Annotated in this window: 11 protein-coding genes; 8 read left to right on the forward strand and 3 right to left on the reverse strand. The window is 56.2% G+C overall.

From position 1 onward, the window contains the following. The first annotated feature begins 85 nt into the window (after positions 1 to 85). From HUF19_RS14760 to HUF19_RS14770, 3 genes are read left to right on the forward strand one after another with little or no spacing between them, the layout of a single operon-like run. Positions 86 to 1,543: a TrkH family potassium uptake protein gene (locus HUF19_RS14760; protein ID WP_436317768.1), complete on the forward strand. Its 1,458-nt coding sequence runs from the start codon at positions 86 to 88 to the stop codon at positions 1,541 to 1,543. Positions 1,544 to 1,547: 4 nt separating this feature from the next. After that, complete coding sequence (locus tag HUF19_RS14765) at positions 1,548 to 3,041, forward strand: sensor histidine kinase (protein ID WP_260997332.1); 1,494 nt, start codon at positions 1,548 to 1,550, stop codon at positions 3,039 to 3,041. Then, positions 3,038 to 3,730 (forward strand): response regulator, encoded by a 693-nt coding sequence (locus tag HUF19_RS14770; protein WP_225693039.1) that lies wholly within the window; start codon positions 3,038 to 3,040, stop codon positions 3,728 to 3,730. The genes HUF19_RS14765 and HUF19_RS14770 overlap by 4 nt, the downstream gene beginning before the upstream one ends. A 25-nt stretch (positions 3,731 to 3,755) precedes the next feature. On the opposite strand, the gene HUF19_RS14775 is transcribed toward HUF19_RS14770, so the two are convergent. Continuing rightward, positions 3,756 to 4,775 (reverse strand): AraC family transcriptional regulator, encoded by a 1,020-nt coding sequence (locus tag HUF19_RS14775; RefSeq protein ID WP_260997333.1) that lies wholly within the window; start codon positions 4,773 to 4,775, stop codon positions 3,756 to 3,758. Positions 4,776 to 4,969: 194 nt separating this feature from the next. Here HUF19_RS14775 and HUF19_RS14780 point away from each other — a divergent pair, with 194 nt between their 5' ends. Next, positions 4,970 to 6,067, forward strand: a complete 1,098-nt coding sequence (locus tag HUF19_RS14780; RefSeq protein ID WP_260997334.1) for a fatty acid desaturase — start codon at positions 4,970 to 4,972, stop codon at positions 6,065 to 6,067. Between the two features lie 179 nt (positions 6,068 to 6,246). Here the strand turns inward: HUF19_RS14780 and HUF19_RS14785 are convergent, their stop codons facing one another. After that, a complete protein-coding gene (locus HUF19_RS14785; protein ID WP_260997335.1) occupies positions 6,247 to 7,473 on the reverse strand; it encodes a phosphatidylinositol-specific phospholipase C domain-containing protein in 1,227 nt (408 codons plus the stop codon). Between the two features lie 208 nt (positions 7,474 to 7,681). Next, positions 7,682 to 8,383: a glutathione S-transferase family protein gene (locus tag HUF19_RS14790; protein ID WP_260997336.1), complete on the reverse strand. Its 702-nt coding sequence runs from the start codon at positions 8,381 to 8,383 to the stop codon at positions 7,682 to 7,684. A gap of 199 nt (positions 8,384 to 8,582) precedes the next feature. On the opposite strand from HUF19_RS14790, the gene HUF19_RS14795 reads away from it, so the two are divergent. From HUF19_RS14795 to HUF19_RS14810, 4 genes are all read left to right on the forward strand, one after another. Further along, a complete protein-coding gene (locus HUF19_RS14795) occupies positions 8,583 to 9,146 on the forward strand; it encodes a (2Fe-2S)-binding protein (protein WP_260997337.1) in 564 nt (187 codons plus the stop codon). Next, complete coding sequence (locus HUF19_RS14800) at positions 9,139 to 11,373, forward strand: xanthine dehydrogenase family protein molybdopterin-binding subunit (protein WP_260997338.1); 2,235 nt, start codon at positions 9,139 to 9,141, stop codon at positions 11,371 to 11,373. Before HUF19_RS14795 ends, HUF19_RS14800 begins: the two co-directional genes overlap by 8 nt. 15 nt (positions 11,374 to 11,388) lie before the next feature. Further along, on the forward strand, positions 11,389 to 12,357 hold the full coding sequence (locus HUF19_RS14805; RefSeq protein ID WP_260997339.1) for an XdhC family protein: 969 nt from the start codon (positions 11,389 to 11,391) through the stop codon (positions 12,355 to 12,357). Between the two features lie 72 nt (positions 12,358 to 12,429). Next, a complete protein-coding gene (locus tag HUF19_RS14810) occupies positions 12,430 to 13,032 on the forward strand; it encodes a nucleotidyltransferase family protein (protein WP_260997340.1) in 603 nt (200 codons plus the stop codon). The last annotated feature ends 32 nt before the right edge of the window (positions 13,033 to 13,064 follow it).

A 13,064-nucleotide genomic window follows, 5' to 3' on the forward strand; every position in this document is an offset into this window, starting at 1 on the left:
AATTTTTACGGCAACCCGCGCTTTGCTGTCTCGAATTTTTACAGCCTCCGGCCGGACAATAGCGTTGTTGCCTGTCCGCTGGGAGATGTGCTGCGTGTTAAGGCTTTTTCGTCCGGTTTTATTTGTCTGTGGTCTGCTGGCCTTTGTGATAGCCACCCTGTTGCTGGTACCGGCCCTGTATTCTTTATTCTGCGGTGACGGTGAGTACCGCGCGTTCTTTCTTGCTGCCTGCATCGTTACGCTGATTGGCTGTACACTGGTTGCGCCGGGCCTGAACCGTCCTTTTGCATTAAATGCGCGCCAGTTATATCTGCTGACCAGTCTGAGCTGGCTGATGCTGTCGTTTTACAGCGCCCTGCCGCTGATTCTGGTCAACCATCCACTGAATTTTTCCGATGCGGTGTTCGAGGCGGTATCGGGCATTACCACAACAGGTTCTACGGTGTTGTCGCAGCTTAATACCCTGCCGCCCTCCATTCTGTTATGGCGCTCAATGCTGCAGTGGATTGGCGGTTTTGGTGTGATTGGTATGGCGGTGTCTATTCTGCCGTTTCTGCGCGTCGGTGGTATGCGTCTGTTCCAGACTGAATCATCCGACTGGTCGGATAAATCGCTGCCGCGTTTCCACGATCTCGCCCGCGCGCTGCTGTCTATGTACTGCGGCTTTACCCTGCTCTGTGCCTGTTGCTACTGGCTGGCGGGGATGACTCCCTTTGATGCCATTAACCACGCCATGACCACGGTTTCGACCGGCGGTTACGCCACCGATGACAGCTCTATGGGACGCTTTAACAGCACCATTCTGTGGATTTCGGTGGTGTTTATGTTGCTGGGGGGAATGCCATTTACGCTGTTTATCCGCTTTGTTTCACAAAAGCGTCTGAGCGCACTGCGTGATCAGCAGGTCTATGGTTTTTTACTGGTGGTACTGGCGCTGGTTTTCCTGCTCACCCTGCAGCTGTCACTGACTCAGGAGCGTGATTTTTTCACCACCCTTACCCATGTGGCGTTTAATATCGTGTCGGTGATTACCACCACAGGTTATGCCTCGCAGGATTACACCATGTGGGGTGTATTCAGTGTTTGTCTGTTCTTTTTTGTCACTTTTGTTGGCGGCTGTTCTGGTTCAACCAGTGGCGGTATGAAGATATTCCGTTTTCAGCTGTCATGGCTGTTTCTGCGCGATCAGATGAATAAACTGGTGCATCCGCGCGGCACCTTTTCTATCCGCTACAACGGTAAAACCGTCTCCGACGATATTATGGTGTCGGCGGTCGCGTTCTCGTTTTTATTCTTTCTGACCCTGACCATTACCAGCCTTGCCCTGGCGGCTACCGGCCTTGATTTTGTCACCTCATTTACCGGCGCCGCCACCGCACTGAGCAATGTCGGCCCGGGTTTAGGTGATATGATTGGCCCGGCCGGTAATTTTGCCCAGGTATCAGATGCAGCAAAATGGATTCTCAGTTTTGCCATGATTCTTGGACGCCTGGAGCTGCTTACCGTTATGGTTCTGCTGAGCCCGGTATTCTGGAGAGGTTGATAGCATGTTGCTGAACGATAATAGCAGGTGGCGCTGGTCACACTGGTTACTGGCTTTATTAGCACCGTTACTGGCCACACTGGTGTGCTGGTTTTTTGCTGAGCTGTTACCGGCTGCCAGCCTCGCTTTATTTTATCTGGCAGCGGTACTGCTCACGGCCGTCTCCACCGCCATCCGCCCGGCATTGCTGAGCGCGGTTGTCTCCTTTCTGTCGTACAACTTCTTTTTTACCGCGCCCCACTTCACCCTGTTTATTCTGCACCGCGAAGATATTCTCACTGCCTCTTTACTGATTCTGGTCGCGCTGGTTACCGGCCAGCTGGCCGCGGGTTTACGGGAAAAGGTAGATGCCCTGCAAAGCAGCGAACGCTGGACCAAACAGCAGATGATGCTGGCACAGTCACTGGCTTCCTGTATGCAGGCCGGAGAACTGATTGATATTTTTCTGCAGGAAGTACAGGCCCTGTTCCGACCCGATTTATTACAGACGGATACCCAATCCGTTGTCCACACCCGCGCCAGCAACGAACACAACGGTGTTAAGAAAGGCAGCTTAAGCAGCCACTGGGATAATCATTGTTTTCATATCGTGCTGTGCGACAACGATCAGCACCTGCACGAAATTCAGTTACCACTGAAAGCGCCGGTGAATGCCTGGCTGAAAACCCGTATTGAAGCCACCGCCGAAATCCTCCGTCTCGCCTGGAGCCGGGTATTACTGGTCGAAAATCTGCAGCAGGAAACCGTGATTAAAGAGCGCGAACAATTACGTTCGGCCCTGTTGTCGTCCATATCCCACGATTTACGCACCCCCCTGGCCACCATGATCGGATCGGTCAGCAGCCTGTGTGATTTGCGTCCCAGTCTGAGCGAAGCACAACAGGACGAACTGCTGCGCAACACGCTGTCGGAAGCGCGACGACTGGACCGCTATATTCAGAAGTTACTGGATATGACCAAGATCGGTCAGGGGGAATTAAAGCTGGAGCGTGACTGGGCCGGTATCGACGATATTCTCAGCGTTTCTCTTAAACGCCTGCAACCGTTACTCGACGGTCAGAATATTGTTATTCAGATTGAACCGGAATTACCCCTGCTCTACGTCCATGCCGCACTGCTGGAACAGGCCACCTTTAATGTGCTGGAAAATGCCGTACGCTACACGCCGGCCGGTAAAAATATTCAGATTAATGCCCATGCCAGCGGCAACCGCCTGCTGATTGATATTGCCGACTCCGGGCCAGGTATTCCGCCGGAACACTGGCCGCATATTTTTGATATGTTTTTTACCCTCGCCAAAGGTGATCAGCAAACCGGCGGCACCGGTCTGGGTCTGACTATTTGCCAGGGAATTCTCGCCGCCCATGGTGGCAGCGCCAATATTCTTTACAGCTCCGCAGAACAGGGCACCTGTTTCCGCCTCAGCCTGCCTGTGGATAATGCCGTGCCTGGAAACAATGCTGAGCCTATGGATAACACCAACCGGGGAACGCTATGACGCGCATTCTGATCATTGATGATGAACCGCAGATCCGCCGCTTTTTAACCATCAGTCTGGAATCGCAGGGCTATCAGCTGAGTGAAGCCGATACCGGCCGCCGCGGGCTTGAACAGATTGCGCTGGAACAACCGGATCTGATTATTCTTGATCTCGGTTTACCCGATATCGATGGCCAGCAGGTATTGCGTGAATTGCGCACCTTCTGTGAAACGCCGGTCATTGTGTTATCGGTGCGCAACAGCGAGCGGGAAAAAGTCGAAGCACTGGATAATGGCTGTAACGACTATGTGGAAAAACCCTTTGGCGTAAAAGAATTACTGGCCCGTATCCGTGCGGTACTGCGCAGCACCAGTGGTAAAGAACAGGCGCCAATGGGCTACGACGACGGTCATTTAAAAGTCGATTTACCCTCGCGCACCGTCAGCGTCGATGGTGAGCGCATCCGCTTTTCGCCGCGGGAATATGAATTATTGCTGGAATTAATTCAGCATCCGGGACAAATACTGACGCAGCAATATCTGCTGCGCAAATACTGGGGTGACAGTCATATTGAAGACAGCCACTACCTGCGTATTTTTATCCGCCAGATCCGTAATAAACTCGGTGACGACCCGACCAGACCTGCTTATATCGAAACCGATGCCGGCGTTGGCTATCGTTTTATCGGCGAATTAAAAAGCCTCTGAATTCCGGTACGCTGAACCTGCGGTATCAGCGCCGCCGGTACTCCTGCGGCGTCATACCGCTCCAGCGTTTAAAGGCCTCGCGGAAACTGAGTAAATCTTTAAAGCCACAAGCTACCGCAACAGAGCTGACTTTCTGTTGCTGATCGTCCAGTAATAACATGGCTTTTTTCAGTAATTCTTCATCGCTGATCTGGCGAAAGGTCAGCCCCGCTTCCTGTAATTTTCGTCTTAATGTGCGCGGCGAAAGATTTAAACCGGCAGCAACATCATCTAATGCCAGACGCTGTTCGCTGCCCTGAATCAATGCCCGCACCTGCCAGCCGATATCGCCCTTCTGTACCTGCAGCACCCGTTTCAGCTCTGCTTCGGCCACCAGCATCGCCTGTTGTTTCGCCGCCGGGTTCGCAAGTGGCAGGGGTTGATGCATGGTATCGCGTTCAATGCGGAAGCCACTGACCGGCGCATTAAACAGCACCTTGCAGGAAAAATAGCGGCTGTATTCGGCGGTATGAGACGGTGGCGGATAATTCAGCCGCACCTCGCTGAAGCGAAAATCCGCCCCCAATAACTGAGCAATCTGCACCTGCAGACTGGCAAACAACATTTCATGGGCAAATACCGAATTGAGCGGATATTCCATGCCCTCGCGTTTGCGCACCTCAATATCGTAACCACCCTCACGCATCGCGGCACTCAGGGTAAAACGACTGCGTAATAATACCCGCAACTGATTGGCAGTAGCCAGTGCATCGCCCAGGGTTTTGCTGCTGAACAGCGCCGCCGACAATAATCCCCAGCGCGACAGATTCAGCGCCTGTCCCAGTGCCAGACCAAAATCCGCGCGTGCCGCCAGGCGGTACAGATTGCGGTAAATCCGATCAAACTGCTCCGACGATACCAGCGAGTCGGCCCGGCTCAGCTGCGCTTCATCCAGCCCGGTACCAAGCAGCGCCTGCGCCGGAGCAATGCCTTCGCGGCGCATAAACTGCTTCAGCAGAAAAAGCTCGGCGGCCGGATAAATAGCCTGTTGCTGTAGCTGGCTCATCGTCTTTCCTGAGTAGTGTGCGGGCCATAAACCGGGTCTTTCGGACAAAAACCATAGGGTTTCAGGCCATTTAACGCTTTTCAGGTAGCCTTAACAACCGGATTAGCGGCTAATACATTCTGAACCGGCGGCCATTTGCACTGTTTTACCGCAGCCGCCGGAGTGACAGGATTATCTGCAACAGGAAACAGGTTATGAGCATAATAAAAAAATATATCCCGGACTCACCGGCATCCGGAAAAGATACGCTGCAGCAGTCCGATGCGCAGCGTATCGAAGCCATCCGCAGCGTTATCCGCAGCGCCGGTGACGACGCCCGCCGCCGCTACCCGATTCTCGCCAATCAGAATCTGATTGGCATGAGCATTTTTCTGTTTGCCATCAGCGGCATTCTGCTGACGGGCTTTGCGTACTGGCAGGGCATGATCAGCGCCTGGCTGTGTATTCCGACGGTCGCTTTTTTAACCTCGCTGCTGCATGAGCTGGAGCACGATTTAATTCACTGGCAGTACTTTAAAAACAATAAACTGATCCACCATCTGATGATGGCCGGTGTGTGGATTTTCCGCCCCGGTACGATTAATCCGTGGATTCGCCGCCACCTGCATTTTCTGCATCATAAAACCTCAGGTACCGAGGCCGACATCGAAGAGCGTGGCATCGGTAATGGCCGCACCTTTGGGCCACTGCGCTGGCTGATTATGCTGGATACCTTTGTCGGCAATTTTACCCGCGCGCTGGTCGAAGCACCGAAAGGTAAAAAGCTGTACCACGCCGCCCGTGTGCTGGCCGCCAACTTCCCTCTGCCGTGGATCACCGCTACCGTCTGGTACAGCGTACTGGGCTACCATGCGATTAATATAATCGCGCCTTATTTTGGTGTTATTCCGGCGTGGTCGGCCGAAACTCTGGCACGCTTTGAACTGCTGGACATATGGGTGGTGGTATTAATTGCGCCGTTTTATCTGCGTTCATTCAGCATTAACTTTATCAGCTCAAATATGCACTACTACGGCAACGTTAATTCCGTACTGCAGCAAACACAGGTATTAACCAACCCGCTGTTCTGGCCGCTGCAGTTATTCTGTTTTAATTTCGGCAGCACCCACGGCATTCACCACTTTGTGGTTGGCGAGCCCTTTTATATCCGCCAGCTGACGGCAAAAGCTGCGCAAAAAGTGATGAAAGAAAATGGCGTGCCATTTAATGATCTGGCGACCTTTAAGCGCCGTAACCGTTATCAGCCAGCGGCTGGACGTGTGGTTGGTGAACAGGTTAATGCAGGGATCTGAATAACGTGCAACCAGCAGGCTACCACGCAGAGCGTGGGAGCCAGATAATAAAAAGCCCGCAAATGCGGGCTTTTTATTTGGGTTGCATCCTCGTTCCTACGCTCTGCGTGGGAATGCAACTGTGCCAGTAAGGGCTACCACGCAAAGCGTGGGAGCCAGGTGAGACAGCGTCTGAATCTTCAGTTCGCCACCCACTTACCTTCCTGTGCACGGTCAGAAGCATTCAGCCACACATGGCTCATACCCCCTTTAACCGCTTTCAGCGCTTCATTGGCCTTGCTGTTGGTTGGTGCGGCAAAGTGGTAGCTGCCACCCAGCTGTGAGCAAGCCTGCGCACCATCGGTCCAGCGACCAGCCCAGGCGCTGATCGCCCAGTTGCCGCTGTTGTCTTCACAGGCGAAGTGATAGTTGCTGTTACAGTCAGCGTCATCCCAGCGGCCATTACCCCACTGCACAGCGCAATCCTGATTGCCGTTGTAGTTATTCGGCTCACCGTTATCCCATGACCAGACACCGGCCGCCATACGCCCGTCGTTATAGGTCAGGTTATCGAGGTTGACGATGTTCACGCCGTTTTTAAATGCCTGCACCACGCCGGCACTGTCGATACGGTTCACAGCACCACCGGTAAAGAAGGCGCCGATAGCACCCACGGCGGTGCGGTCTTCCCAGGTACGGCCAATGTCACCCAGCCCGGTAAAGGCGAGGTTTTTCATACCGCTGTTATCAGAGCAGCCACCGTCTTTCCACAGCACAACCTGTTTACCGGCGGCACGCACCTGAGCTTTGGTCAGGTTCGATGGGATGCTCTTACAGCCATTGCTGGCGTAGATTTTTCCGTTCAGTTTGCTGTTCAGAATGTTCAGCAGTTCCTGATGATGACCATCGGTGTGATCTTCAAAATACAGAATGATCACTTCCTGCGGATTGTCGTTCAGCCAGTTCGCCACTTCCTGCACACCATCGCTGACGCGGCGGTCGGTCAGGCTGCAGCCAACATGCAGATCGCCCCATTCGGTGCCGATACCGGAGTGACACAGCAGCAGGTCTGTACCCCACTCCCACGGCCAGCCATGGGTGTGCGCAGTCCAGTGTGCATCCAGTTCAATAAAGCGCGCACCGATACGCAGCTGATCGTAGATGGAGTGCTTCTGCTGCGGGTCGATATAACGGGTCGGGTCGCTGTAGACCGAAGAGTTATAGGTATTGTGCGAGCCGAGCATGCTGTTATCCGCCAGCGGCGAGTTCATATCGATACTGCGCTGATGAGCCAGGGCTTTGCCTGCCCAGCTGTTCTGAAAATCGGTAATAGGGTCACTTGGCGGGGTTGAGCTCATGGCCAGCGCACCGGCAGAAGCCAGCATACCAAGGGAAAATGCGAGGGTTGTTTTCAGGGTTGTTTTCATAGCGTCACCTGTGCAGAGAACGAGCGACCTCTGCTTACGGGAAGTCAGAGGTTATTATTATTTTTACCAGCAATATAGAACCATCGTTCTATGTTGTTGGCCTGTTTTTACAACAGCCGCACTCTGCTGTCAGCCCTCTTTCCGCTGTGACGCCGGAACTGGCCCGGATTGATCCACGCCAGAACAGTCATGGTCCGATCTGCCCTGTTTATTCAGTGTCTTGCTCACCACTGCGCGCCAGCCACAACTGGATACGCGGATAGCCCTGCAGCGCCTTTTGCCCCTGTGGCGTCGCCGCTATCGCCTGTAGCTGTACGGCCACGGCAATGTCGGCCAGCGTTATCTGCTCCCCCACCAGCCATTCGCGCTCATGCAACAGGGCATTCAGCATCTGCAGGTGCTGATCGAGTTCCGCCAATACCTGCGCCAATGATTTACGCCCCATGCCCTGAGCTTTCAGCTGCTTCATCATGGTGGCCGGCACTATCGGCCGGGCAATGGTGGCAAACCAGGCCGGATCGGCGGCACAGACACGCCCGGCCCAGTAGTTACGGTTTTCTTTTACGGCAAAGCGCAGATACACCTCGAGGAAATACAAGCTCTCATCGGCCCAGTCTTCCCACAGATGCACCTGAGCACGCTGCTGTTCATCGTCTGGTAGCAGTGGCGCAACCGCCGGAAAGCGCCGCTCCAGTTCGCGCACAATCAGGCTTGAATCCGCCAGACGCTCACCGCCGAACTCCAGTACCGGTAATTTACCCTGCGGACTCAGGCGTTTGACCCCGCCCAGCTGTGTTGTCAGCGCGCCGATATTACGCACCTCATAATCCAGCCCTTTGAGCTGCAGCACGCGCCGGACTTTGGCGCAGAATGGGGATATTTCGTACTGGTGCAGCACGGTATTGTTCATCGGATTGTCCTGTATTTTTATTGTGGCGCACTGCTTATCAGCAGTGACGGCAAAGTGCCAGCGTATGGCCGCGAATAACCAGAATTCTGCGTTTTAAAAGCAACACTGCGTTCAGGCTATTTACTGATATTAATTCGGTGGTAACCTTGGGTCACTTAGAAATCTTATAACACCTAACACAAGCAACAGGCAGGCAACCATGATCAGGCTGACCGTAAATGGTGTGGAGCACACACTGGATGTTGAGGGCGATACCCCGCTGTTATGGGTGGTACGCGATGTTCTGGGCTTAAAAGGCAGTAAGTTCGGCTGCGGCGCGGGCCTGTGTGGCGCCTGCACCATGCATCTGAATGGTCAGCCGATCCGCACCTGCATTATGCCGCTGTCGGCGGTTGCCGGGCAGAATATCACCACCATCGAAGGGCTGAGCCCGGCCAACGCCAGCGTGCAGCAGCTCACCCCGGTGCAGCAGGCCTGGCTGGAGCTGAACGTGCCGCAATGTGGCTACTGCCAGTCCGGACAGATCATGGCCGCTACCGCCCTGCTGGCCAGCAACCCGAATCCCAGCGATGCCGATATCGACAACGCCATGAGCGGCAATATCTGCCGCTGCGGTACTTATCCGCGCATCCGCTCTGCCATTCATAAAGCGGCGGGCATGATGAGCGCCGGCAGCCATCCGCAGGCCGCGCGCAACGGCGAGCTGTTCAGTGAAGTCACTCTGCCGCAAGCGGCCAATTCAGAGGAGCTGAGCCATGGATAAGTCATTAAACAGTGGCCTCAGCCGCCGCTCCTTCTTAAAAGCCAGCGCCCTGTCATCCGGTGGCCTGCTGCTCAGTGTTGCCCTGCCCGGCTGTGCCGCCATCGGCATGAAAAATCAGGGCATGGTCAGCGCCGGCGAATGGCAGAGCAATGCCTGGCTGCGCATCGATACCGATAACCGCATTACCTTTATCCTCGACCGCGTTGAGATGGGTCAGGGCACCTATACCGGTCTGGTCACCCTGCTGGCCGAAGAGCTGGAAGTCGACCCGGCGCTGGTACAGGTCGAGTTTGCCGGCGTCGGCAGCGCCTACGATAACCCGCTGTACAAACTACAGATCACCGGTGGCTCCACCAGCGTAGCCAGCAGCTTTAAGCGCATCCGTCTGGCCGGTGCCAGCGCGCGTGAAATGCTGAAGCAGGCTGCCGCTCAGGTCTGGGCGCTGGACAACACCAGCAGTCTGCACTGCGACAACGGTCAGGTGATTCACAGCAGCGGTAAAACCCTCAGCTACGGCGAACTGGCGAGCATTGCCGCTACCTTCTCCGTACCGGAAGACACCGCGCTGAAATCTCCGGATGAATACCGCTATATCGGTAAATACAACAAGCGTCTGGATGCCCAGCAGAAAGTAACGGGCCAGGCCGTGTATGGCATCGACGTTGAACTGCCGGGCATGCTCTACGCCGTAATCAGCCGCGCACCGGCCTTTGGTGGCACGGTCAAAACCCTCGACAGCAGCGCGGCCAAAGCCGCCAGCGGTGTGGTTGATGTGTTCCAACTGCAAGCCGCCGGTCGTTCCGGTGTAGCCGTTGTGGCCCGCTCTTACTGGCAGGCGCGTAAAGCGCAGCAGTTACTGCAGATCAAATGGCAGACGCCGGAGGTCGCGCCCAGCAGCGACGCTATTTTTGCTCAGTACGCCCGCGATCTGGATAACGAAGACGGCGAACAGGTACGCGACGACGGCGACTTCAGCGCTGCCGCCGAACAGGCCGCCAGCACCTTAAGCGCCGAGTATCAGCTGCCCTATCTGGCCCACGCCACGCTGGAGCCACAGAACTGCGTGGTTAAGGCCGATGCCGATGGTATGGAAGTCTGGGCGCCGACCCAGTCCGCCAGCATGGCGCGGGTCGCAGCCGGTAAACACAGCCGCTACAGCCTCGATGACATTGTGATTCACACCACCTGGATTGGCGGTGGTTTTGGCCGCCGTATCCTGCAGGATTACGTCGCCGAATGCGCAGTGATTGCCGACCGCCTGCAGCAGCCGGTGAAGCTGATCTGGAACCGTGAAGAAGACACCGCCCACGACTGGTATCGCCCGGCCAGTCTGCATCGTCTGCAGGCAACGATTGGCGCCGACGGCAAAGCCAGTGGCTGGCAGCACCGCATTGCCCACCCGAAAGTGTTCGAGTGGTTTGTTGGCGATGCCGCCCCGGCGCAGTATCCCTTTATGCCGAAATTTATGTTCCCGATGCTGGCCAGTGCCGGCAAGCTGGGCGAAGGCATTCTGGCGCCGAAAGACAGCTCCGGCTACGAAGGCGCCAACGATGTGCCTTACGCGCTGGACAATATCGACGTGCGCTTTATCCACAGCGAACCCGGCGTACCCGTTGGTTACTGGCGTTCGGTGGGCTTCTCGCACAATGGCTTTGTAACCGAGAGCTTTATCGACGAACTGGCCCACCAGCAGAAGCAGGACCCGCTGAACTTCCGCCTTGAGCTGCTGGCCCGGCATCCGCGCGCGCAAAGTCTGCTGCGCCGGGTGGCGCAACTGGCCGACTGGGGCCGGCCGCTGCCGGGCTGCCATCAGGGCGTGGCGATTCATAAAAGCTTTAACACCTGGGTCGCGCAGATTGCCGATGTACAGGTTGAGGGGAAAACCTTCAGCGTTAAGCGTGTGGTCTGCGCCGTCGACTGCGGCCAGGCGGTTAACCCGGATATGATCCGCGCACAAATGGAAGGCGGTATTAACTTTGCCCTCACCGCCGCGCTGTACGGCAATATCACGCTGAAAGACGGCGCGGTACAGCAGAGCAACTTCCACGACTACGCCCTGCTGCGGATGCCGGAAGCGCCGCAGATTGTGGTCGATATTGCCGACAACCAGTACGACCCGACCGGTGTGGGTGAGCCCGGCGTGCCGCCACTGGCACCGGCGGTGGCTAATGCGCTGTTTGCCGCCACCGGCCAGCGTCTGCGTCGCCTGCCGTTGCAGCTGGCGTAAGGCTCAGCGCACCCTATGCAACCGTCTGCTTCAGGCACTGATCAGCATGTACTGCACTCAGCCGCGCAATGGCTGAGTGCCGGCAGCCCGGTCTGGCTCGCCACCGTGGTCGCCACCTACGGCAGCAGTCCGCGTCCGGTGGGTTCGCTGCTGGCCTGGTCGGCCGACTTCGGGATGGCCGGTTCGCTGTCGGGTGGCTGCGTGGAAGAGGATCTGATTGCCCGGCTGCGCGCCGGTCAGGTGGATGGCAGCCAGCCACAGCTGCTGCTGTTTGGTGATAATGCCGCCGAGCAGGCGCGTTATCGTCTGCCCTGTGGTGGTCATCTGCAGATATTGCTGCAGCGTTTGGGCAAAGATGATCTGGCCGGTATTCAGCAGATGCTGGATTGGCTGAGTTCACGCACGCCCTTTGTGCGCGAGGTGAGTTTGCAGTCGTCAGAGCAACGCCTGACACTGTTGCAGCATGATTCTACGAAAACCTGTCAGTTAACCTCTGAATACTTTATTCAGCCGTTTCAGCCGGCGTACCAGCTGTTGATTGTCGGTGCCGGCGAAGTTGCCCGTCATCTGGCGGCACTGGCACAACCGGCGGGTTTTGCCGTGACCATCTGCGACCACCGCGAGGAATTCCTGCAGGGCTTCGATGCCCCCGGTGCCGAGCTGCTGTGCGCCATGCCCGACACAGTTATAAACCAGCGCTTTGCCGATTCGCACAGTGCCATTGTCGCGCTGGCCCACGACCCGCGCCTCGACGATATGGCCATGCTCGACGCCTTCGACACCCGCGCTTTTTATATCGGCGCCATGGGTTCACTGGCGACCTCGGCCAAGCGTCGCGAGCGTCTCGCCGGGCTCGGCGTCAGCGCTGCTCAGCTGCAGCGCCTGCATGCGCCCGTTGGCCTCAATATCGGCAGTAAAACGCCGTACGAAATCGCCCTATCGGTTCTCGCCCATCTGCTGGCCGAACGGCCTGCGGTAAACTGAAGCCGTCATATTCCCTCCGCCTGAGCTGTGGTACTGTCATCAGCCTTCGATTGTGCGGAGCACTATCTGAATATGAGCAACACCGATGCCCCGATTGGCGTGATCCTGTTAGCCGCCGGTAAAAGCGAGCGCTTTGGCGCCGATAAACGTCTGGTGCAGATAGACAAGCCCCAGAGTACACAGCAACAGCCGATGCTGCTCACAACATTGCAGCAGATCCGCGCCAGCGGTTTACCACTGTTTGTGGTACTGCGCCCCGGAGATCAGCAATGGGGCGATGCTCTGGATAAACTCAGTATCGATTGGGGCATCTGCCCGGAAGCAGCACAGGGCATGGGCCATAGTCTGGCCTTTGGTGTACACGCCACCCAGCAATGGAATGGCTGGCTGATTGCACTGGCCGATATGCCCTTTATTCACAGCCAGACCTACCGCTACGTAGCAGACAACCTTAAACAACATGCCATTGTGCGCCCGCGGCTGAAAAGCCAGCCCCAACGGCCCGCTCATCCGGTTGGTTTTCAGCGCCAGTTTGCCTGTGAGCTGATGGCCTGCGAAGGTGATCATGGCGCACGCGATCTGCTGCAAAAACACCATGATCAGCTGTTTGAGCTGCTGCTTGAGGACGATGGCATTGTGCGTGATATCGACCGGCCGCAGGACCTGAACGTATAAAAGCATTCTGATCCCGGCAGAACACTGTCCTT

The organism is Thalassolituus hydrocarboniclasticus, from assembly GCF_025345565.1.
GTDB lineage: Bacteria > Pseudomonadota > Gammaproteobacteria > Pseudomonadales > Oceanobacteraceae > Venatoribacter > Venatoribacter hydrocarboniclasticus.